Origin of the sequence: Pseudonocardia sp. N23 (assembly GCF_002583555.1) — a bacterium.
In the GTDB taxonomy this organism is placed as follows: domain Bacteria; phylum Actinomycetota; class Actinomycetes; order Mycobacteriales; family Pseudonocardiaceae; genus Pseudonocardia.
On the sequence record NZ_BEGX01000052.1, the window covers coordinates 205,042 to 224,157 of the forward strand.

Genomic DNA, 19,116 nt, shown 5'->3' on the forward strand with positions numbered 1-19,116 from the left:
CTGTGGCCCCACCGGCGAAGCGTCCATCCAACCACGTGGGAGACTGGACCCATTCCGCGACGAGTTGCTGTGAGGAGGATCCATGTCCAAGCGAGGCCGCAAGAAGCGTGACCGCAAGAAGAACGGCGCGAACCACGGCAAGCGTCCCAACAGCTGACGCCACGCCGGAGACGACGAGAGCCGGTCCCCCGAGTTCGGGAACCGGCTCTCGTGCTGTCCGGGTGCGGACCTGCTCAGCCGCGGCGCTCGATGCGCGTCGTGCGGACCTCGATCGTCGTGCCTCCCGGCCCCTGCTCCATCGTGACCTCGGCCTGTTCCAGCACGGCGTGGCGGATCTGGTGGCGCAGCCGGTCGCGCAGCCCGTCCGGGGCGTGCTCGCCACCGCACTTGCTGGCCAGCAGGGCCTTCAGCTTCTCGTCGATGCCGTACTCGGCGAGGCAGGGCTCGCACTCGTCGAGGTGCTTGGCGAGCAGTGCGCGCCGCGTCTGGTCGCACTCCTGGTCGAGGAACAGCCATACCTCGGCGAGGACCTCGGAGCAGTTGGTCTCGTGGGATCCGCCGCAGTTCATCGGCTCGCCTCCTGCTGCTCGCCGCGGATGAAGCCGCGCTCACGCGCCGTGTCGGTCAGCATGTCACGCAGCTGACGACGGCCCCGGTGCAGGCGCGACATGACCGTGCCGATCGGAGTGCCCATGATCTCGGCGATCTCCTTGTAGGCGAAGCCCTCGACGTCGGCCAGGTAGACCGCCATGCGGAAGTCCTCCGGCAGCGCCTGCAGCGCCGCCTTCACCGCGTCGTCGGGGAGGTTGTCCATCGCCTCGACCTCGGCCGAACGCAGACCGGTGGAGCTGTGCTCACCCGCCTGGGCCAGCTGCCAGTCGGTGATCTCGTCCGTCGGCGACTGCAGCGGCTGGCGTTGCCGCTTGCGGTAGCCGTTGATGTAGGTGTTGGTGAGGATCCGGTAGAGCCACGCCTTGAGGTTCGTGCCCTCGCGGAACGTGTGGAACGCCGAGTAGGCCTTGAGGAACGTCTCCTGGACGAGGTCCTCGGCGTCGGCGGGGTTGCGCGTCATCCGCAGCGCAGCACCGTAGAGCTGGTCGAGCAGCGGCATCGCGTCACGCTCGAAGCGTGCGGTGCGCTCCTCGGTGGTCTCGGCCGAACGGTCGACCGCACCGTTCTCGGCGGCCGCACTGTCGTCGACGACGGTGGTGTCGTCGGCCTCCGGCGAGGCGGGCGCGGTGGCGTCCGCGGCCGGTTCGGGTGACGCCGGGGTGGCGGGCACCGCGCTCCTTCCGAGCAGGGGGTGCAGCACCCCCGACAGGTCATGCCCGACCACGTCGGCCGTGGTCAGGTCTGCGGGGAAGGGTACGCCCCTCCCCCGGGTGGGCGGGTCCATCACTGCGTGCGTCACGTTGGGTGGAACGCGACCCTCCCCCCACGGATTCCCGGGACGGCCGCGCTTAGTCTCACAGCGTGGCCGGGAAGGGAACGCCCGCGACGGCGCTGCTGACCAAGCAGAAGATCGCGCACGTCGTGCACACCTACGTCCACGGCGCCGGTCAGGCGTACGGGACCGAGGCCGCCGAGGCGATGGGCGTCGCCCCCGAGCGCGTGTTCAAGACGCTGGTGGCCGACGTCGACGGTGTCCTCACCGTGGGGATAGTCCCGGTCGCGGGCAGCCTCGACCTCAAGGCGCTCGCCGCGGCCGTCGGCGGCAAGCGGGCGAGGATGGCCGATGTCGCCGACGCCGAGCGCGCCACCGGCTACGTCGCCGGCGGCATCTCCCCCCTGGGCCAGCGCAAGCGGCTGCGGACCGTCCTCGACGCGTCGGCCGGAAACTTCGACACCGTGTTCTGCAGCGGCGGCCGGCGCGGCCTGGAGGTCGAGCTGACACCCCATGACCTGGCCGTCGCCGCGAACGCGACCGTGGCGCCGATCTCGGTGCGCTAGCCCCGAGGCGCCGCTCAGACGACGGTGCAGGCCGTTCCGTAGGCGCACACCTCGGTCCAGGTGTCACCCATCTCCGTCGTGTCGAACCGCATCGCCACGACGGCGTTGGCCCCCAATGCCTGCGCCGCCGCGATGAGCCGCTCGATGGCCTCCTGACGGCTGGACTCCAGGTTCTTGGTCATGCCCTTGAGCTCGCCGCCGGCCAGCGACTTGAGCGCCGCCCCGATCTGCGAGCCGACGTTGCGCGAGCGGACCGTCAGCCCGAACACCTCGCCGTGCACCTGCTGGATCGTCCGCCCCGGAACGTCGTTCATCGTCGTGATCAGCACGGCTCCCCCTCGAGTCCTCGCATGGGGGAAGACCCTAGCGGCGCAGCCGAGCCTCCAACCAGGACCCGACGGCGCCGCGCAGACCGTTCACGTCGGATTTCAGCGAGTGGTCGCCCGTGATGACGACGACCTCCCGGCCGGGTGCGGGCCCCGGGCGGCCGAACGGGTCGCGCTCCCCCTGCACCACCAGCACCGGCACGGTGACGGCGTCGATCTCCGGGGCCCGGGTCTTCTCCGGACGGCCCGGCGGGTGTTCGGGGAACGCCAGGCAGAGCACGCCGTCGGCACCCGTGGCCGCGGCCGTCCGGCAGGCGACGCGGGCCCCGGAGCTGCGCCCGCCCACCAGGAACGGCGTGACGTCCCAGATGCCGCGGACGGCGGCGCACACGGCGGTCCATGCGGCGTCGAGCTGGGCCGCGGGAGCGGGGGCGCGCCTGCCCGCGACCCGGTAGGGCTGCTCGACGAGCCCGACGTGCAGGCCGGCGACGTGCGCGACCCCGGCTGCGGCGACGATGTCGGGCGCGGACACACCACCACCGGCGCCGTGGCCGATCAGCAGGACGCCGCGGTCGTCGCCCGGGAGCAGGTGGACGCGGGCGGGCCCGTGCGGCGTGTCGATCTCGCGGACGTCGGTCGCGGTGAGGGTCATCACGGGTTCGTCCCGGTGTTCAGGAGATCGAGCTGCAGGGCCTCGTCGACGTCCTCGGGCCGCAGCGCCTCCAGCAGCTCGGGGCCGTTGTTGCGCACGTTGTTCACCCGGTTCGAGACGGGCCGCAGCTCCATCCGGTCGACGAGCGCGGCCGCGGGCGGGGCCAGCAGCCGGGTCACGGCCGGCGCCGTCGAGTCGGCGTCCGGGTCGAGCCAGGCGTCCCAGTCGCCGGGGTCGAGCACCAGCGGCATCCGGTCGTGGACGTCGGCGAGCGGACCGACGGCCTCGGTCGTCAGCACCGCAACCGTCACCAGGCCGTCGGGGTACTCCGCGAGCAGCTTCTCGTCCTTGGGCTTCCAGTACTCCCAGAGGCCGGCCATCGCGATCGACGACCCGTCCTGGAAACAGGTGAAGTACGGCTGCTTGGTCTTGCCGGTGTCGGTGTCGCGGCGCTGCCACTCGTACCAGCCGTCGGCGGGCAGCAGGCAGCGACGCGATGACAGCGCCCGCCGGAACGCGGGTTTGTCGGCCGCGGTCTCGGAGCGGGCGTTGATCATCCGGGCGCCGCTCGACGGGTCCTTCGACCACGACGGCACCAGGCCCCACCGGACCCGGCGCAACGTCCGCTCGGTCCGATCGCGCACCGGCTCGCCGTCGTCGTCACGCGGGTGCCGTTCGACGACCGTCGTGACCTGCTTGGTGGGGGCCACGTTGAAGTCGGGGACGGTGTCGTCCCCGGTGGCGTCGACGGCCCTGAACTCGTCGGCGAGGTCGGCGGGGGCCTTCGTGGAGGAGTAGCGGCCGCACATGCCTCCATCGTTCCACGATCCGCGTGAAACCATGGGGCTCGTGACCAGCACCTGGCCCGCCCCGCACGCGACCGGCCCCATCAACGGCCGCGTCACCGTGCCGGGCTCGAAGTCGATGACCAACCGCGCGGTCCTGCTCGCCGCCCTGTCCGGCGGCCCGTCGACCGTGGCGGGCGCCCCCGCCACCCGCGACACCATGCTGATGGTGGACGCGTTGCGCGCCATGCACGTGCCGATCACCGTCGACGGGGAGTTCATCTCCGTCGACCGGCACGCGGGGATCGCGCCGGGCACCATCGACTGCGGACTCGCCGGCACCGTCATGCGGTTCCTGCCACCCGCCGCGACGCTGGTCGAGGGCCCGGTCCGCTTCGACGGCGACGAGCGCGCCCGGGAACGGCCGATGGGCCCGGTCCTCGACGCGCTGCGTTCCCTCGGCGCCGTGGTCATCGGCGACTCGCTGCCGTTCACCGTCGTCGGTGAGCGCGGCCTCGACGGCGGCGACGTCACGATCGACGCGTCGGAGTCCTCGCAGTTCGTGTCCGGGCTGCTGCTGTCGGCGGCCCTCTACGACAAGGGCGTCACCGTCCACCACGACGGCCCGCCCGTCCCGTCGCTGCCCCACATCGACATGACGGTCGCGATGCTGCGGCACGCGGGCGTCGTCGTCGACGACTCCCTGCCGAACACCTGGCGGGTCGAACCCGGGCGGATCGACCCGAAGCACTGGGTCGTCGAGCCCGACCTGTCGAACGCCTCGGTGTTCCTCGCCGCCGCGGCCGTCACCGCCGGCACGGTCACCGTGACCGGCTGGCCGGCGGAGTCGACGCAGCCCGGCATCGGCATCCTGCCGATCCTGCGCGAGTTCGGCGCCACCGTCTCCGGCAGCCCGGACGGCATGACCGTCACCGGCCCGGACACGCTGCGCGGCATCGACGTCGACCTCCACGACGTCGGCGAGCTCACCCCGACCGTCGCGGCCGTCGCGGCCCTGGCCTCGACGCCGTCGCGGCTGCGCGGCGTGGCGCACCTGCGCGGCCACGAGACGGACCGGATCGCCGCGCTCGCCGCGGAGCTCACCGCGCTCGGCGGGGACGTCGACGAGACCCCCGACGGCCTGGAGATCCGGCCCGCACCGCTGACCGCCCCCGCGGGCCGGCCGTGGGGTGCCTACGCCGACCACCGGATGGCCACGGCGGGCGCGCTCGTCGGGCTGGCGGTCCCCGGCCTCGAGGTCGACGACATCGGTGCCACGAGCAAGACGTTCCCCGACTTCCCCGGATCCTGGGCGGCGCTCATCTCATGAGTCCTGGGCGGCCGCGGGAGTACGACGAGACCGACGTCCGGATCCGGCCGGGTCGCCGCGGCTCGCGGCCGCGCACCAAGACGCGACCCGAGCACGCCGACGCCACCGAGGCGATGGTCATCGGGGTCGACCGCGGCCGCTGGACGTGCGCCCCCGACGGCGACGCGAGCCGTCCGCCCATCACCGCCATGCGGGCGCGGGAGCTGGGTCGCACCCCGATCGTCGTCGGCGACCGGGTCGGGCTCTCGGGCGACTCCTCGGGGACCGTCGACACGCTGGCCCGCATCGTGCGCGTCGAGCGCCGCGACACCGTGCTGCGCCGCACCGCCGACGACACCGACCCCTTCGAGCGGATCGTCGTCGCCAACGCGGCGCAGCTGGTGATCGTCACCGCGCTCGCCGACCCGGAGCCGCGGACCGGGTTCGTCGACCGCTGCGTCGTCGCCGCCTACGCGGGTGGGCTCACCCCGGTGCTGTGCCTGACCAAGTCCGACCTCGCCGACCCCGCGCCGTTCGCCGACATCTACGCCGAGCTGGAGTTCCCGGTGGTCGTCACCCGCCGCGACCAGCCGCCCGACGAGCTCGCCGAGCTGCTCGTGGGCAAGGTGTCGGCGCTGGTGGGGCACTCCGGGGTCGGGAAGTCGACGCTGGTCAACTCCCTGGTGCCCGACGCCGAGCGCGCCGTAGGGGTGGTGTCGGGCGTCGGCAAGGGCCGGCACACCACGACGGCGGCGATCGCGCTGCCGCTGCCCGACGGGAAGGGCTGGGTCGTCGACACCCCGGGGGTGCGGTCGTTCGGCCTCGCCCACGTGACGTCGAACGAGGTCGTCACGGCCTTCGACGACATGGCCGCCGCCGTCGAGGACTGCCCGCGCGGCTGCGGGCACCTCGGCCCACCAGCCGACCCCGAGTGCGCCCTCGACACCCTCGTCGCCGCCGGAACGCTGCGGCCCACCCGGCTCGACGCGCTGCGCCGGGTCCTGGTCGCCCTGCACTGACCCGGGTTCGCTAGCGTTTCGCGACATGGTGGTGAGGTCGGTGGACGGGCCCCGATCCGTGCTGGCGGCCGTCCTCCTCGTCCTCGCCGTCGTCGCCTCCGCATGCGGGTCCGGCTCCGACGACGACTCCGACGGCGGCGGGCTGCCCCGCTACTACGACGCCACGCAGCTGCTCAACGTCCTCGTCGAACGCCGCGCCGCCGACCGCACGGCCCAGCTCGCCGTGGTAGGCGACGTCACCGGGTCGGCACCGGTCACCTTCAGCGCCCAGGGGGCGGTCAGCCTCGAGGGATCGACGCCCGCGCTCGCCCTCGACCAGACCATCACCTGGCCGGGCGGCAGGCCGCAGACCTCGGGGTTCGTGCTGCGCGACGGCCAGGTGTGGCTGCGCTCCAGCGACGGCGGCACCCCGTGGCTGCGCGGGACGTCGGCGGCCACCGAGGCCGACCGGATGCGCGCCGCGATCGCGGAGGCGTTGGGCGACACCACCGACCCCACCGCCAACCTGTCCCGCTACGCCGACGCCACGCTCGTCGCCGACGCGTCCGACGACATCGTCGACGGGGTGCCGACCATCCGCTACACCCTCGTCGTCGACCTCACCCGGGCCGCGACGATCGAGCCGGACGACACGATCCGCGCCCAGCTGCAGCAGCAGGTCGCGAGCGGGCTGACCCGCATCACCTCGACGCTGTGGGTCGACGCCGACACCCGGCCCGTGCGCACCCGCCAGCGCCAGGACCTGCCCGGCCTGGGCACCCTCGCGATGACCGGCAACTACCGGTCGTGGGGCACGCCCGTCACGATCACCCCGCCCGCCCCGGCCGAGGTGCGATGACCGGGACGGACCCGCGGTCGGTCGGCCCGTTCACGATCCACCGTGTGCTCGGCGAGGGCGGCATGGGCCGGGTCTACCTGGGCCGCTCCCGCGACGGTCGGGAGGCCGCGGTGAAGGTGGTGCGCGCCGCGCTGGCCGACGATCCCGAGTTCCGCGCCCGGTTCCGCCAGGAGGTCGCCGCCGCGGCGCGGGTCCACGGCACCTACACCGCGGCGCTGCTGGGCGCCGACCCCGATGCCCCAGCACCGTGGATGGCGACGGAGTACGTGCCGGCGCCGTCGTTGCGCGACGCGATCGTCGAGCACGGGCCGATGCCCGCCGAGTCGGTTCGGCGCCTGGGCATCGGACTCGCCGACGCGCTGGCAGCCATCCACGCCGCGGGCGTCGTGCACCGCGACCTCAAGCCCGGCAACGTCCTGCTCGCCCACGACGGCCCGAAGGTGATCGACTTCGGCATCGCCCGCGCGGCCGACGCCACGACCCTCACGCGTACCGGAGCCGTCATCGGCACGCCCGGATTCATCGCCCCCGAGGTCCTCACCCACGGCCGCGCCGGCGCCGCCTCCGACGTGTTCGCCCTCGGCGGCGTCCTGCTCTACGCGACGACCGGGCGAGCCCCGTTCGGTGAGGGTGAGGCCGCCGTCCTGTTGTTCCGGGCGGCCAACGTCGAGCCCGATCTCACCGGCGTCCCCGCCCCGCTCGCGTCCGTCGTCCGGGCCTGCCTCGACCGTGACCCGGCGCGCCGCCCCACCCCCGCGCAGGTCCGCGACCGCCTCGGCGGCGACCGCGACCGGCCCACCGGCGGCTGGCTGCCCGCCCGCCTCGAACCGTCGCCGCTGCAGCCCGTCGCGCGCCGCCGGCTCTCCCCCGTGCTCGCCATCGGGGTCGTCGCCGCGGTGATCGCGCTGGTAGGGGGGCTCGTGCTGGCACTGCGGTCGGACCCGGACGACCCGTCGGCCCCGCCGACGACCTTCCCCACCGGGCTCTCGATCCCGGCCACGACGCTGACGCTGCCGACGATCACACTCCCGCCCGCGACGACCGGCGCCGCCGCCGACGTCACCGTGGCCCCCGCCGCGACCGGGTTCAGCACCCCGTCCAACAACATCGCCTGTTACGTGACGCCCAACTCCGCACGCTGCGACATCGCCGAGAGCACCTGGGACCCGACGACGATCCCGGCCCGCCCCGCGACGTGCCAGCAGGTCTGGGGCGACTCACTCGCCGTCAGCGGCGCCGACCGGCCGACGTTCGCCTGCCACGGCGACACCGTGTTCGGCACCGGCGCCGTCCTCGACTACGGCCGCTCGCTGCGCGTCGGCGACGTCACCTGCACGAGCCGCACCTCCGGCGTCGAGTGCAAGGTGGGCTCCAGCGGGCACGGCTTCTCGATGTCCAAGGGCGCCTACCAGTTCTTCTGAGCCGACCCCCGTCGGCGCCCCTCTCCTGCACATCGCGGCCGGGCGCTCACAGGCTCTGGTGCGGGTACCTGTGGTCGGTGGGCGGGACGAGGGTCTCCTTGATCGCGCGCGGGCTCGTCCAGCACTGCAGGTTGTAGATCGAGCCGGCCTTGTCGTTGGTGCCCGACGCCCGCGCCCCGCCGAACGGCTGCTGGCCGACGACCGCGCCCGTGGGCTTGTCGTTGACGTAGAAGTTGCCCGCGGCGAAGCGCAGCGTCTCCTGCGCGGTGACGACGGCGGCGCGGTCCGTCGCGAAGACCGACCCGGTCAGGGCGTAGGGGGTCGCGGTGTCGACGGAGCGCAGCATGTCGGCCCACGCGCCGGGCGCCGCGTCGTCCCACACGTGCACGGCGAGCACCGGCCCGAACAGCTCGGTCGTGAACACCTCGTGGGTGGGGTCGTCGCCGACCAGCACCGTGGGCTCGACGAACCAGCCCTCGGAGTCGTCGCAGCCGCCGCCGGCGAGGACCTCGAGATCGCCCGCCGCCTTCTCCACCACGCCCGACAGCCGCCGGAACGCGCGGGCGTCGATCACCGCACCGCCGAACACCGACAGGTCCTCGACGTCACCGAACGACACGGCGCGGGTCGTGTCGGCCAGCGCGTCGCGCACCCCGGACCGCCACAGCGACGCCGGCACGAACGCCCTCGACGCCGCCGAGCACTTCTGCCCCTGGTACTCGAACGCGCCGCGGACCAGGCCGGTGACCAGGGCGTCCGCGTCGGCGCTGGGGTGGGCGACGACGAAGTCCTTGCCGCCGGTCTCCCCGACGAGCCGCGGGTAGGAGCGGTAGTGCTCCAGGTTGCCCGCGACCGACTGCCACAGGTGCCGGAACGTCGCCGTCGACCCCGTGAAGTGCACGCCCGCGAGGTCCGGTGACGACAGCGCGACCTCGGAGACCGCAGCCCCGTCGCCGGTGACCATGTTGATCACGCCCGGCGGCAGGCCGGCCGCCTCCAGCAGCCGCATCGTGTACCAGGCGGCGAGCGTCTGGGTGGGGCTCGGCTTCCAGACGACGGTGTTGCCCATCAGCGCGGGTGCCGTCGGCAGGTTCCCGGCGATCGCGGTGAAGTTGAACGGTGTGATCGCGAGGACGAAGCCCTCCAGCGGGCGGTGGTCGAAGCGGTTCCACACCCCCGGCGACGACACCGGCTGCTCGGCGAGGAGCCGCCGCGCGTAGTGGACGTTCCAGCGCCAGAAGTCGATGAGCTCGCACGCCGAGTCGATCTCGGCCTGCTGCACCGACTTCGACTGACCGAGGACCGTCGCCGCGTTCAGGGTGTGCCGCCACGGCCCGGCCAGCAGGTCCGCGGCGCGCAGGAACACCGCGGCACGCTCGTCGAACGGCAGGTCTCGCCAGCCGGGGGCGGCGGCGCGGGCCGCGGCGACGGCCGCCTCGACGTCAGCTGCCGTGGCCTGCGCCGTCACCCCGAGGACGCGGCGGCGCCGGTGCGGGGACACGACGTCGACCCGGTCGCCCCCACCCATCCGCTGCGTGCCGCCGATGGTGCCGGTGAGCTCGTGCGCGGTGTCGCCGAGCTCTGCCAGCCGCGCGGCCAGGGCGTCGCGTTCGGGGCTGCCGGGCGCGTGGCCGAGGACGGGCTCGTTGCGCGGAGCGGGGACGTCGGTGACTCCGGTCAGCTCGGGCATGTTCCCAGGGTGGCCCCGTCAGCGCGGCCTGTCATCCGGCGGTCCACTACACGGGAGGGTGCGCAGGATGGCAAGCTTCGCCTCATGACCACGGGGGGTACCGAGGACGCCGCGACGCCCGACCCGACATCGGAGCCGGCCGACGCCTCCGGGCCGCCGCCAATGCGGATCGGGACCTCCGAGCGCGAGGCGGCCGCCAAGGCGCTCGACGCGCACCTGGAGGCGGGTCGCCTCGGCGTCGAGGAGTACGCAGACCGGTCCGCCGCGGCGGCGAACGCGACCGTCGCCGACCAGCTGGAAGCGCTGTTCACCGACCTGCCGCAGCCGCACCCGCAGCTGCCCGGTCACTCGGTGGCGACGACCCCGACCCCGACCTCACGGCTGCCGATCGTCGACGCCGAGGACCGGCAGCCGGCCACGACCGGCGGGTTCTCCGGGTGGGGTCCGCGGATCGTCGCGGTCACGCCGATCATCTCGCTCGTGCTGTTCCTCGCGCTCAACGGTGTGTTCGCGCAGGCGTGGATCTTCTTCCTGCTGATCCCGATCGTCGGCGGCATCGTCTACGGCGGCGACCGCGGCCGTGAGCGGGACCAGCGCCGCCTCGACCGGAACGACCGCCGTGAGCTGCGCCGCGGCGACCACTGGGGCCACGACTGACGCCGGACGCGCCTCGGGGGCTCACTGCATCGGCGGCCAGCGCGGGACGACGTCCGGGTAGTCGCCCGGGACCTGCCCCGGGAACCGCGGCAGGCGCTTCTCCAGGAACGACGTGACACCCTCGGCGGCATCGGGGCCGCGGCCAAGGACGTCGATCGCGCGCGAGTCGAGGCGGTGGGCCTCCCACGGCCCGGGCGCGCCCAGCATCGACCAGAGCAACTGCCGTGTCACCGCCACCGACACCGCCGACGTGTTCTCCACGATCTCCGCGGCCAGCGTCCGCACGGTCGTCGCGAGGTCGGCGTCGGGCACGACGCGCGAGACCAGCCCACCCGCCAGTGCCTCGGCCGCCTCGAACACCCGGCCCGTCGCCGCCCACTCCATCGCCCGGGAGATGCCGACGACCCGCGGCAGGAACCAGCTCGACGCCGCCTCCGGCACCAGGCCGCGGCGGGCGAACACGAAACCGAACCGCGCCGACTCCGCCGCGATCCGCACGTCCATCGGCAGGGTCATCGTCGCCCCGATGCCGACGGCCGGGCCGTTGATCGCGCCGATCACCGGCTTGTGCGACGCCGCGATCCGCAGGGACACCACTCCTCCACGGTCGCGCGGCACGCCGCCGACCGTTCCGTGGGTCTGGTCGGCGACCCGGTCGCCGTCGGAGGCGTCGAAGGTCGACGCGCCCCGCGACAGGTCCGCGCCCGCGCAGAACCCGCGGCCCCGGCCCGTCACGACCACCACCCGCACATGGGGGTCGGCGTCGGTGGCGTCGAACGCGGCGACGATCTCGTCGGCCATCGTCGAGGTGAACGCGTTCAGCTTCGCCGGTCGGTCGAGCGTGACCGTCGCGACGCCGTCGGCGACCTCGTAGGCGATCTCTGTCCAGGACAACAGGAGCCTCCTCGTCGGCGTCCTCACAGATCTAGCCGATCCGGCCGCCGAGCGCGATCACCGCCCGCCGCATGTGATCACCGCCCGTCCGGCGCGACCCGGACAACCCGCCTAACCTCCGCCGATGCACGCACGCAGGACCGGCGAGCCGGACGTCGCCCAGGCCGACACCGAGCGGACCTTCGACCGGCTCGTAGACGAGGGGACCCAGCGGCTCGGCCGGTCGTGGCCGGGGCTGCTGGCCACCGGGACGCTGGGCGGGCTCGACATCGGCGTCGGCGTCCTGGGGCTGCTGCTGGTCGAGCACGCGACGGGCAGCACACTGCTCGGCGGCCTCGCCTTCGCGATCGGGTTCGTGGCGCTCACCCTCGCCCGGTCGGAGCTGTTCACCGAGGACTTCCTCGTCCCCGTCGCCGCAGTCGTCGCGAAGGCGAGCCCGCCGTCGGCGCTGCTGCGGCTGTGGGTCGTCACGCTGGCCACCAACCTGGCGGGCGGCTGGGTGATCACCTGGATCCTGATGGCCGGGTTCCCGTCGCTGCACGAGACCGCGATCGAGTCCGCGGGCACCTACGTGCGGCTCGGGATCGGCTGGCAGGCGTTCGCGCTCGCGCTCACCGGGGGCTTCCTCATCACCCTGATGACACACATGCAGCACTCCACGGACTCCGACGGGCTGCGGCTGGTGCCGGCCGTCGGTATGGGTTTCCTGCTGGGTGCGGGCTCGGTCAACCACGCCGTCGTCGCGTCGCTGCTGTGCTTCGCCGCGCTGCACGCGGGCGCGCCGTTCGGCTACGGCGACTGGGCCGGCCTCGCCGCGTTCGCCGCGCTGGGCAACATGGTCGGCGGTCTGCTGCTGGTGACGATGATGCGGCTGCTGCAGGTGCCGCACAAGGTGTCGGAGGAGCGCCGGGAACGCAGCTGAGCGGCCCGGGCCGCGGGCTCGGCCGTGCTACGGGGCCGTCGGCGCCGTCACCACGCCGAGCGCCGCGGCGAGCTCGTCCGCGTCCGCGCAGATCACCTCCGCACCCGCGACGACGAGCTCGTCCGGCAGCCCGTAGCCCCAGCCGGCGCCGACGAACGGCAAACCGTGCACGCGGGCGCCCACGACGTCGAGATGGCGGTCCCCGACCATCACCGCGGCAGGGTTCCCGATGCGGCGCAACACCTCCGCGATGACGTGGGCCTTCGTCGGGCGGGCCGAGTCCGGGGTGTCGCCGCAGACCGTGGCGAAGACGTCGTCCAGGCCGAGGTGCTCGATGATCAGGTCGGCGTTGACCTGCGACTTGCTCGTCGCGATCGCGACGACGACGCCCAGGCCGTCCAACCTGCGGACGACGTCCTCGACACCCGGGAACACCCGCACCGCCGCCGGCCCGTGGTCGGCGTAGAGGCGGCGGTAGACCTGCAGGACCTCGGCCGTCACCTCGGTGCCGACCAGCGGTGGCAGGGCCTTCGCCAGCGGCGGCCCGAGGATCGTGCGGTCGAGCGCCGCGGGCGGCGGTGTCACCCCGATCTCGGCGAACGCCTCCGCGAGGCAGCCGAGGATCGAGGCGGCGGAGTCGACGACGGTGCCGTCGAGGTCGAACAGGACGGCGGCGGGAAGAGTACTCACCTGTTGAGGGTGGCCTCCCGGCGCCGCCGCCGGATCACCCCCGTGGGTGGTCGGAGGGTGGTCAGCCCAGCTCCACCACGAACGCGATCTCCCCTGGCGCATACCAGGCCAGCTCGTGGTCCTCGGCCTCGCCGATGAGGAACTCCGCGTCGAGGTCGCCCATGTCGGCGGCGTCGACCGCGCCCGCCGCCTGCCGCACCGCGTGCTCGGCCTCGGCGACGTCGACGTGCACCGCGGCGATCGACTCGATGGGCACCGCGCCGGTGACGCGCACCGCGCCGTCGTCGAGGTCGGGGCGCAGCGTCACGTCGTCGAGGTCGGCCGCCACGACGACGCGCCGGGCCGGGGTGTCGTCCTCGCCCAGGCCGAACTCGACGGAGAGCAGCCTCAGCGACGCCCGCGCCGCCTCGAGCATGGCCGCGTACTCCAGTTCCTCGTCATCACCGGTGACGTATGCCTCGCGCAGCCGCGGCGTCAGCGCGAACGCCGTCCCGCCGATCGGCTCGAACTTGCCCGTCTTGACCAGCCTGGCCAGCATCGGCCACGTCCCTGGCAGGTAGATCCGCACGTTCGCCCTTCCACAGCTGTTCGTCAGCCGGCCGTGGCCAGCAGCTCGTCGAGGGCCTCGTCCACGAGGCCTGCGAGCACGTCCACGTCGTGCATCGCGTCGCGATCGCCGTTGAACCCGTAGTACACCCCACCGTCGTAGCTGGTCAGGCCGATCGAGAGAGCCTGGCCCTTGGCCAGCGGCACGACGGGGAACATCTCCAGCATGCGTGCGCCCGCGGCGTAGAGGGGGAACTGCGGGCCGGGGACGTTCGTCACCACCAGGTTGAAGATGCGCTTGGAGAAGCCGCTCGCGGCACGGGCACCGAGCGCGTGCAGGGTCGGCGGCGCGAAGCCACCGATGCGCACCAACGTGTCCGCGCCGACGGACTGGCCGCCCGCGGTGTGCTCGGCCATGGCGTGCGAGACGTGGCGCAGCCGCACGAGCGGGCTCGACTCGCCGACGGGCAGGTCGACGAGGAACGACGACACCCGGTTGCCCAACGACCCGGCCGTGGCCGAGCTGGGCACGTCGGCCTCGCCGCGCACCGACAGCGGCACCATCGCCCGCACCGACGCCGACGCCGTGACCGGCTCGCCGCGCGACAGCAGCCACTCGCGCAGCGCCCCCGAGATGACGCTGAGGACCGCGTCGTTGACGGTGCAGCCGTGTGCCGCGCGGATCCGCCGGTAGGACTGCAGGTCGGTGCGCGCCACCGCGAACCGGCGCTGCGTGGAGATGTCGACGTTCAGCGGCGTCCCGGGGGCCTTGCGCGACGCGGTGCGCGCCATCGTGAACAGCTTCGTGGCGACCCCGGCGACCTTGCCCGCCGTCGCGATCGCGTCGCCGGCGGCCATCCGGACGTTCTCGACGACCTCCCCCGGCCGCGACACCATGTCCCCCAACGCCTCCAGCACGAGCGTCGGCGCGTTCGGCTCGGGGTGGGGCATCCACAGCTCCTCGGGGACCTCCCGCGGGTCCGGGGAGACGTCGAGGATGACCTGGCCGATGTCGATCGCGCTGATGCCGTCGACCATCGCCTGGTGCGTCTTGGTGATGACCGCCGCCCGGTTGTCGGCAAGCCCTTCGACCAGGTACATCTCCCACAGCGGCCGGGCGTGGTCGAGCGGGCGCGACATCAGCCGCGCCACCAGCTCGGCCAGCGCCTCGTCGGTGCCCGGACGCGGCAGTGCCGAGCGCCGCACGTGGTAGGCCACGTCGAAGTCCTGGTCGTCGACCCAGACGGGGCGCGCGAAGTTGCCCGGGACGTGGCGGACCTTCTGCCGGTAACGCGGCACCAGCGCGATGCGCTGCTCGATCAGGTCGACCAGGCCGTCGTAGTCGAAACCCGCCGCGGGCCGCTCGAAGATCGCGACACCGCCGACGTGCATGGGCGTGGACGCCTCCTCCAGGTACAGGAAGGAGGCGTCGAGCGCGGAGAGCCGGGACGGCATGCCGGTGATCCTACGGTCGCGTGGGACGCTTCTGTCGTGCCCGAACCGCGTTCATCGACCCGATCGCCCAAGGACACCTTCATCACGGTGTACGGCCGCAAACCGGTCCTCGAGGCGCTGGCCGACGAGTCGCTGCGTGTCGACAAGGTGCTGCTCGCCGAGGGATCGCGCGGCGAGCCGGTCCGGGCGATCCGCGACGCCGCCCGCGCCCGCGGCGTGCGCGTGGAGACGGCGTCCGCGCACCGGGTGAAGGTGCTGGCGGGCAACGGCCGCCACGACCAGGGCGTCCTCGCCGACGTCGTCGCCCCGCGGATGGCGCCGGTCGAGGAGTTCGTCTCCGACCTGGGCAGCCGCCGCGGCGCGTCCGTGCTGGTCCTCGACGCCGTCACCAACCCCGCCAACGTCGGGATGATCCTGCGCAGCGCCACCGCCGCGGGCCTCGACGGGGTACTGCTCCCCCGGCGCGGGGTCCCGGCGATCGACCCGCTGGTGGTCAAGGCCTCCGCCGGGGTCGCGTTCTCCGCGCCGGTCCTGCGGTCGTCGACGGCCGCCGACGGCTGCGCCGCGCTGCACGCCGCCGGGTTCGGTGTGTTCGGGCTGGCCGCGGGCGCGGAGTCGCTGATCGACGCCGACCTGCCCGACCGCGTCGCCCTGGTGCTCGGCAACGAGACCGACGGCCTGTCCGCCGACGTCCGCGAGCACCTCGACGGGACGCTGGCCATCCCGATGTTCGGCGGGGTGGAGTCGCTCAACGTCGCGAGCGCCGGCGCCGTCGCCGCGTACGAGCTGTTGCGCCGCCGGGGATGATGACCACCGTTCCCGCTCCGGTGGCGACGCTCGTCACAGCGGCGGTGGACCTCGTCCGGGCGCGAGGGGTTCAGGGCCGCGCCACGGGTGCTTAGGCTGGGTCGATGGTGCAACGTCGCATGCCGAGACCCTCCGAGATCCTGCCGCTCCTGCGACCTGCACCGATCCGCTGGGACGCGACCGAACGCCGTCTCGCCCGCGCCGCGAACATCGCCGACCTGCGCGCCATCGCCCGCCGCCGCACCCCCCGTGCCGTCTTCGACTACACCGACGGCGCCGCCGACGGCGAGCTCAGCCTGAGCCGCTCCCACGACGCCTACGCGCGCGTCGAGTTCGTCCCGTCCGTGCTGCGCGACGTCTCCGAGATCGAGACCGGTCGCACCATCCTCGGCAAGCGCTCCGCCCTGCCGTTCGCGTTCGCCCCCACCGGGTTCACGCGCATGATGCACACCGAGGGCGAGAGCGCGGTCGCCGCCGTCGCCCAGGACGTCGGCATCCCGTTCTCCCTGTCGACGATGGGCACGACGACCATCGAGCAGGTCGTCGACATCGCCCCCGACGTGCGGCGCTGGTTCCAGCTCTACCTCTGGCGCGACCGGGCCCACGCCAAGGACCTCGTGCAGCGCGCCGCCGACGCCGGTTACGACACGCTGATGCTCACCGTCGACACCCCCGTCGGTGGGGCCCGTCTGCGCGACGTCCGCAACGGCCTCACGATCCCGCCGGCGCTGAGCCTGCGCACCTTCCTCGACGGGGCGCGTCACCCGAACTGGTGGTTCGACATGTTCACCACCGACCCCCTGACCTTCAGCAACCTGCAGGGCACCGACGGCACGATCGCCGAGATGATCAACCGGGTGTTCGACCCGGCGCTGACCATGGCCGACGTCGACTGGCTGCGCGACGTCTGGCCCGGCACACTCATGATCAAGGGGATCCAGAGCGTCGCCGACGCCCGCCGCGTCGTCGACGCCGGCGCCGACGCCGTCCTGCTGTCCAACCACGGCGGCCGCCAGCTCGACCGCGCACCCGTCCCCCTCGAGCTGGTGGAGCCCACCGTCGCCGAGCTGCGCGGCGAGGCCGAGGTCCTCGTCGACACCGGGATCACCCACGGCGCCGACGTCGTCGCCGCCGTCGCCCTCGGCGCGAACGCCGCTCTGATCGGCCGCGCCTACCTGTACGGGCTCATGGCCGGGGGGCGCCGCGGCGTCGAGAAGACCGTCTCCATCCTGCGCGGGGAGATCGAACGCACTCTCGCGCTGATGGGGGTCACGCGCATCGACGACCTCCGTCCGGAGCACGTCCGGATTCGCCCGAACGGGTGAGCCTCCGGTGGCGGGAGCCGCGCCGGGGGACCACAGTGCTCCGCATGGGACTCATGGACAAGGCCAAGGACCTTCTGAACCAGCACGACGACAAGGTGGACCAGGGGCTCGACAAGGCCGGAGAGGCCGCGAAGAGCCGCTTCGCCGGACACGAGGACCACATCGACGGCGTCGTCGGCAAGGCCAAGGGCGCCACGGGTGACGGCGACACGACCGCCCCCGCCCCCACCGAGGAGCAGCCCCCGCCGCCCAGCGCGTGACGTGACGGCTCAGTGACTCCGGTGCTCGGGGTGCAGGTCCAGCAGGATCTCCACCTCGAGCACCGTCGTCGTCGCATCGACATGTCTGACGACGACCGCGCCCGCCTCCCGCGCACCGCGCACGTTGGCCTCGGCGTCGTCGACGACCACGCACTCCCTGATCGGCACGCCCAGCGCCGCCGCAGCCGATAGGAACGCCTCCGGGTGCGGCTTGCGCGGCCCGTCGGACCCGAGCCGGACGACGTCGACCAGCGCGGCGAGGTCGGGCGCCACCGACGACGCGTCGGTCAGCAGCGCCGTCCGCACGCCGACCGCCCGCGACCGGGCGGGGAGGTCGGTCACCGGTGGGCCGTCGGTCAGCACGCCGCCGACGTCGAGGATCAGCCCACGCAGCCGCACCGCAGGCCCTCTCACGCGTGCCCTGCTATCCGCGCCAGGTAGCGCCGCAGCTCCGGGGGTGCGACGGGCAGCCACGCCGCGACGTCGCGGGCCACCGCCCCCGCGGCGACGGCGGCCCGGTCACGTCCCGCGGCGGTGAGCGCGATGCGCACGACGCGACGGTCGCGGAGGTCGCGTTCGCGGGCGACGAGACCGTCCGCGTCCAGGGCGTCGACCACGGGCGTCAACGTCGCCGGCGTCAGGCCGAGGGCACCCGCGAGGTCGCGGTGCGACGTGCCCGCCGCATCCGGGAGCGCCTGCAGCACGGCGAGCGCTGTCGCGCTGAGCCCGTGCTCGGCGGCGACGGCCCGGCGCCGCCGGTCGACCTCCCGGCCCGCGCGGACCAGCAGCACGTCGAGACCGGGATCCTGGGACGTGGACGTCGGCATCCGCGCACCATAACGGCGGCCCGCCCGCACCCGCGGCCGTTCCGCAGCACCGTTCACAGCCGTGCCGACGGTTCGGACGTGGACCGTGCGTCGGCGTAGTGGTGTGAACGGGTCCTCCCGTGTCCCGGTGCCGCCGATCCTGCGGAGCATGATCACCGCAGACACTGCGCCACCCACCACCACCGGACCCGACGCCGAGCGGCCGCGTCGATGGTTCCGCATCCGCGTCCTGCAGCACGAGCCGGAACCCGAGCCCATCTGGCCGGTCCCGCTGCCGCGCCCCGCCGTCGAGGGATCAGGGTCGACCGGAACCCTCACGATCGTCCCACCGCCCGAACCGACGGCCTCCGCCCCTGCTCCGGACCCTGCGGCCCGCGCCGCCGACCAGGCCGACCGCCGCGCGATCGGCGAGACCGTCGGGCTGATCCTGCAGGTCATCGGCGGCCGGATGCCGGCGCCGCGGCTCGCCCGGCTCGCCGACCCACCGGTGCAGCGCTACGTCGCCGCGGCCACCCACCGCCCCGACCTCCGCCGCGCCGTCACGCCCCGGCGGTCGCCCGCCGCCCCGGATGCCAGGACCGGGCCCGGCGACCGCGTCTGCTCGATGCGCATCGACCGGCCCGTGGACGGCGTCGCCGAGGTGGCGGCCGTGTGCCGGTTCGGCGAGCGGTTCCGGGCGATCGCCGCCCGCTTCGAGCTTCGCGACGCACGCTGGACGTGCGTCGCGCTCCGGCTCGGGTGAG

At 73.8% G+C, this 19,116-nt stretch carries 24 protein-coding genes; 12 read left to right on the forward strand and 12 right to left on the reverse strand.

From position 1 onward, the window contains the following. Positions 1 to 82 precede the first annotated feature (82 nt). A complete protein-coding gene (locus TOK_RS35380) occupies positions 83 to 157 on the forward strand; it encodes a 50S ribosomal protein bL37 (RefSeq protein ID WP_098958692.1) in 75 nt (24 codons plus the stop codon). Positions 158 to 233: 76 nt separating this feature from the next. On the opposite strand, the gene rsrA is transcribed toward TOK_RS35380, so the two are convergent. Both rsrA and TOK_RS14435 read right to left on the reverse strand, forming a co-directional pair. Next, positions 234 to 569 (reverse strand): mycothiol system anti-sigma-R factor, encoded by a 336-nt coding sequence (gene rsrA, locus TOK_RS14430; protein ID WP_098958365.1) that lies wholly within the window; start codon positions 567 to 569, stop codon positions 234 to 236. Further along, the gene (locus TOK_RS14435; protein WP_098958693.1) at positions 566 to 1,282 is read right to left on the reverse strand and encodes a sigma-70 family RNA polymerase sigma factor; all 717 of its coding nucleotides are present in this window, start codon (positions 1,280 to 1,282) and stop codon (positions 566 to 568) included. The genes rsrA and TOK_RS14435 overlap by 4 nt, the downstream gene beginning before the upstream one ends. Positions 1,283 to 1,473: 191 nt before the next feature. On the opposite strand from TOK_RS14435, the gene ybaK reads away from it, so the two are divergent. Further along, positions 1,474 to 1,950 carry a Cys-tRNA(Pro) deacylase gene (ybaK, locus tag TOK_RS14440; protein ID WP_098958366.1) on the forward strand — a complete coding sequence of 159 codons (477 nt, stop codon included), beginning with the start codon at positions 1,474 to 1,476 and terminating at the stop codon, positions 1,948 to 1,950. A 14-nt stretch (positions 1,951 to 1,964) separates the two neighbouring features. Here the strand turns inward: ybaK and TOK_RS14445 are convergent, their stop codons facing one another. The 3 genes from TOK_RS14445 to TOK_RS14455 are packed head-to-tail and all read right to left on the reverse strand — an operon-like array spanning position 1,965 to position 3,737. Then, complete coding sequence (locus TOK_RS14445) at positions 1,965 to 2,279, reverse strand: YbjQ family protein (RefSeq protein WP_098958367.1); 315 nt, start codon at positions 2,277 to 2,279, stop codon at positions 1,965 to 1,967. Between the two features lie 34 nt (positions 2,280 to 2,313). Then, positions 2,314 to 2,928, reverse strand: a complete 615-nt coding sequence (locus tag TOK_RS14450; RefSeq protein WP_098958368.1) for an alpha/beta family hydrolase — start codon at positions 2,926 to 2,928, stop codon at positions 2,314 to 2,316. Further along, positions 2,928 to 3,737, reverse strand: a complete 810-nt coding sequence (locus TOK_RS14455; RefSeq protein WP_098958369.1) for an SOS response-associated peptidase — start codon at positions 3,735 to 3,737, stop codon at positions 2,928 to 2,930. Before TOK_RS14455 ends, TOK_RS14450 begins: the two co-directional genes overlap by 1 nt. 40 nt (positions 3,738 to 3,777) lie before the next feature. Between TOK_RS14455 and aroA the strand changes: the two genes are divergently transcribed. The 4 genes from aroA to TOK_RS14475 are packed head-to-tail and all read left to right on the forward strand — an operon-like array spanning position 3,778 to position 8,300. Next, positions 3,778 to 5,043 carry a 3-phosphoshikimate 1-carboxyvinyltransferase gene (gene aroA / locus TOK_RS14460; protein WP_098958694.1) on the forward strand — a complete coding sequence of 422 codons (1,266 nt, stop codon included), beginning with the start codon at positions 3,778 to 3,780 and terminating at the stop codon, positions 5,041 to 5,043. Then, entirely contained in the window at positions 5,040 to 6,041 is a 1,002-nt protein-coding gene (gene rsgA / locus TOK_RS14465) for a ribosome small subunit-dependent GTPase A (RefSeq protein WP_098958370.1), read from the forward strand. The genes aroA and rsgA overlap by 4 nt, the downstream gene beginning before the upstream one ends. Before the next feature lie 25 nt (positions 6,042 to 6,066). Next, positions 6,067 to 6,879 (forward strand): hypothetical protein, encoded by an 813-nt coding sequence (locus tag TOK_RS14470; protein ID WP_141566402.1) that lies wholly within the window; start codon positions 6,067 to 6,069, stop codon positions 6,877 to 6,879. Continuing rightward, complete coding sequence (locus TOK_RS14475) at positions 6,876 to 8,300, forward strand: serine/threonine-protein kinase (RefSeq protein ID WP_098958695.1); 1,425 nt, start codon at positions 6,876 to 6,878, stop codon at positions 8,298 to 8,300. The genes TOK_RS14470 and TOK_RS14475 overlap by 4 nt, the downstream gene beginning before the upstream one ends. A 46-nt stretch (positions 8,301 to 8,346) precedes the next feature. On the opposite strand, the gene pruA is transcribed toward TOK_RS14475, so the two are convergent. Then, positions 8,347 to 9,981, reverse strand: a complete 1,635-nt coding sequence (pruA, locus tag TOK_RS14480; RefSeq protein WP_098958696.1) for an L-glutamate gamma-semialdehyde dehydrogenase — start codon at positions 9,979 to 9,981, stop codon at positions 8,347 to 8,349. Between the two features lie 93 nt (positions 9,982 to 10,074). Here pruA and TOK_RS14485 point away from each other — a divergent pair, with 93 nt between their 5' ends. Beyond that, positions 10,075 to 10,647 (forward strand): DUF1707 domain-containing protein, encoded by a 573-nt coding sequence (locus TOK_RS14485; protein ID WP_098958372.1) that lies wholly within the window; start codon positions 10,075 to 10,077, stop codon positions 10,645 to 10,647. A gap of 21 nt (positions 10,648 to 10,668) precedes the next feature. On the opposite strand, the gene TOK_RS14490 is transcribed toward TOK_RS14485, so the two are convergent. Continuing rightward, on the reverse strand, positions 10,669 to 11,541 hold the full coding sequence (locus TOK_RS14490; protein ID WP_098958373.1) for an enoyl-CoA hydratase-related protein: 873 nt from the start codon (positions 11,539 to 11,541) through the stop codon (positions 10,669 to 10,671). A gap of 124 nt (positions 11,542 to 11,665) precedes the next feature. Between TOK_RS14490 and TOK_RS14495 the strand changes: the two genes are divergently transcribed. Continuing rightward, positions 11,666 to 12,463, forward strand: coding sequence for a formate/nitrite transporter family protein (locus TOK_RS14495; protein ID WP_098958374.1), 798 nt, complete (start codon positions 11,666 to 11,668; stop codon positions 12,461 to 12,463). Positions 12,464 to 12,490: 27 nt separating this feature from the next. Here the strand turns inward: TOK_RS14495 and TOK_RS14500 are convergent, their stop codons facing one another. From TOK_RS14500 to TOK_RS14510, 3 genes are all read right to left on the reverse strand, one after another. Next, a complete protein-coding gene (locus TOK_RS14500; RefSeq protein ID WP_253258384.1) occupies positions 12,491 to 13,153 on the reverse strand; it encodes an HAD hydrolase-like protein in 663 nt (220 codons plus the stop codon). 61 nt (positions 13,154 to 13,214) lie between these two features. Further along, complete coding sequence (locus tag TOK_RS14505) at positions 13,215 to 13,721, reverse strand: hypothetical protein (RefSeq protein ID WP_098958376.1); 507 nt, start codon at positions 13,719 to 13,721, stop codon at positions 13,215 to 13,217. Positions 13,722 to 13,744: 23 nt separating this feature from the next. Further along, positions 13,745 to 15,154, reverse strand: coding sequence for a wax ester/triacylglycerol synthase family O-acyltransferase (locus TOK_RS14510; protein ID WP_098958377.1), 1,410 nt, complete (start codon positions 15,152 to 15,154; stop codon positions 13,745 to 13,747). Positions 15,155 to 15,190: 36 nt separating this feature from the next. Here TOK_RS14510 and TOK_RS14515 point away from each other — a divergent pair, with 36 nt between their 5' ends. From TOK_RS14515 to TOK_RS14525, 3 genes are all read left to right on the forward strand, one after another. Continuing rightward, positions 15,191 to 15,961 (forward strand): RNA methyltransferase, encoded by a 771-nt coding sequence (locus TOK_RS14515; RefSeq protein WP_098958378.1) that lies wholly within the window; start codon positions 15,191 to 15,193, stop codon positions 15,959 to 15,961. A gap of 104 nt (positions 15,962 to 16,065) precedes the next feature. Continuing rightward, positions 16,066 to 17,286 carry an alpha-hydroxy acid oxidase gene (locus TOK_RS14520; RefSeq protein ID WP_098958379.1) on the forward strand — a complete coding sequence of 407 codons (1,221 nt, stop codon included), beginning with the start codon at positions 16,066 to 16,068 and terminating at the stop codon, positions 17,284 to 17,286. Between the two features lie 44 nt (positions 17,287 to 17,330). After that, positions 17,331 to 17,546 carry an antitoxin gene (locus TOK_RS14525; protein WP_216361974.1) on the forward strand — a complete coding sequence of 72 codons (216 nt, stop codon included), beginning with the start codon at positions 17,331 to 17,333 and terminating at the stop codon, positions 17,544 to 17,546. Between the two features lie 9 nt (positions 17,547 to 17,555). Here the strand turns inward: TOK_RS14525 and TOK_RS14530 are convergent, their stop codons facing one another. Continuing rightward, complete coding sequence (locus TOK_RS14530; protein ID WP_253258385.1) at positions 17,556 to 17,960, reverse strand: HAD-IA family hydrolase; 405 nt, start codon at positions 17,958 to 17,960, stop codon at positions 17,556 to 17,558. Then, positions 17,957 to 18,373, reverse strand: coding sequence for a MarR family winged helix-turn-helix transcriptional regulator (locus TOK_RS14535; protein ID WP_098958382.1), 417 nt, complete (start codon positions 18,371 to 18,373; stop codon positions 17,957 to 17,959). Before TOK_RS14535 ends, TOK_RS14530 begins: the two co-directional genes overlap by 4 nt. Before the next feature lie 148 nt (positions 18,374 to 18,521). Here TOK_RS14535 and TOK_RS14540 point away from each other — a divergent pair, with 148 nt between their 5' ends. Beyond that, positions 18,522 to 19,115, forward strand: a complete 594-nt coding sequence (locus TOK_RS14540; protein ID WP_141566403.1) for an Rv3235 family protein — start codon at positions 18,522 to 18,524, stop codon at positions 19,113 to 19,115. Position 19,116: the final 1 nt, after the last annotated feature.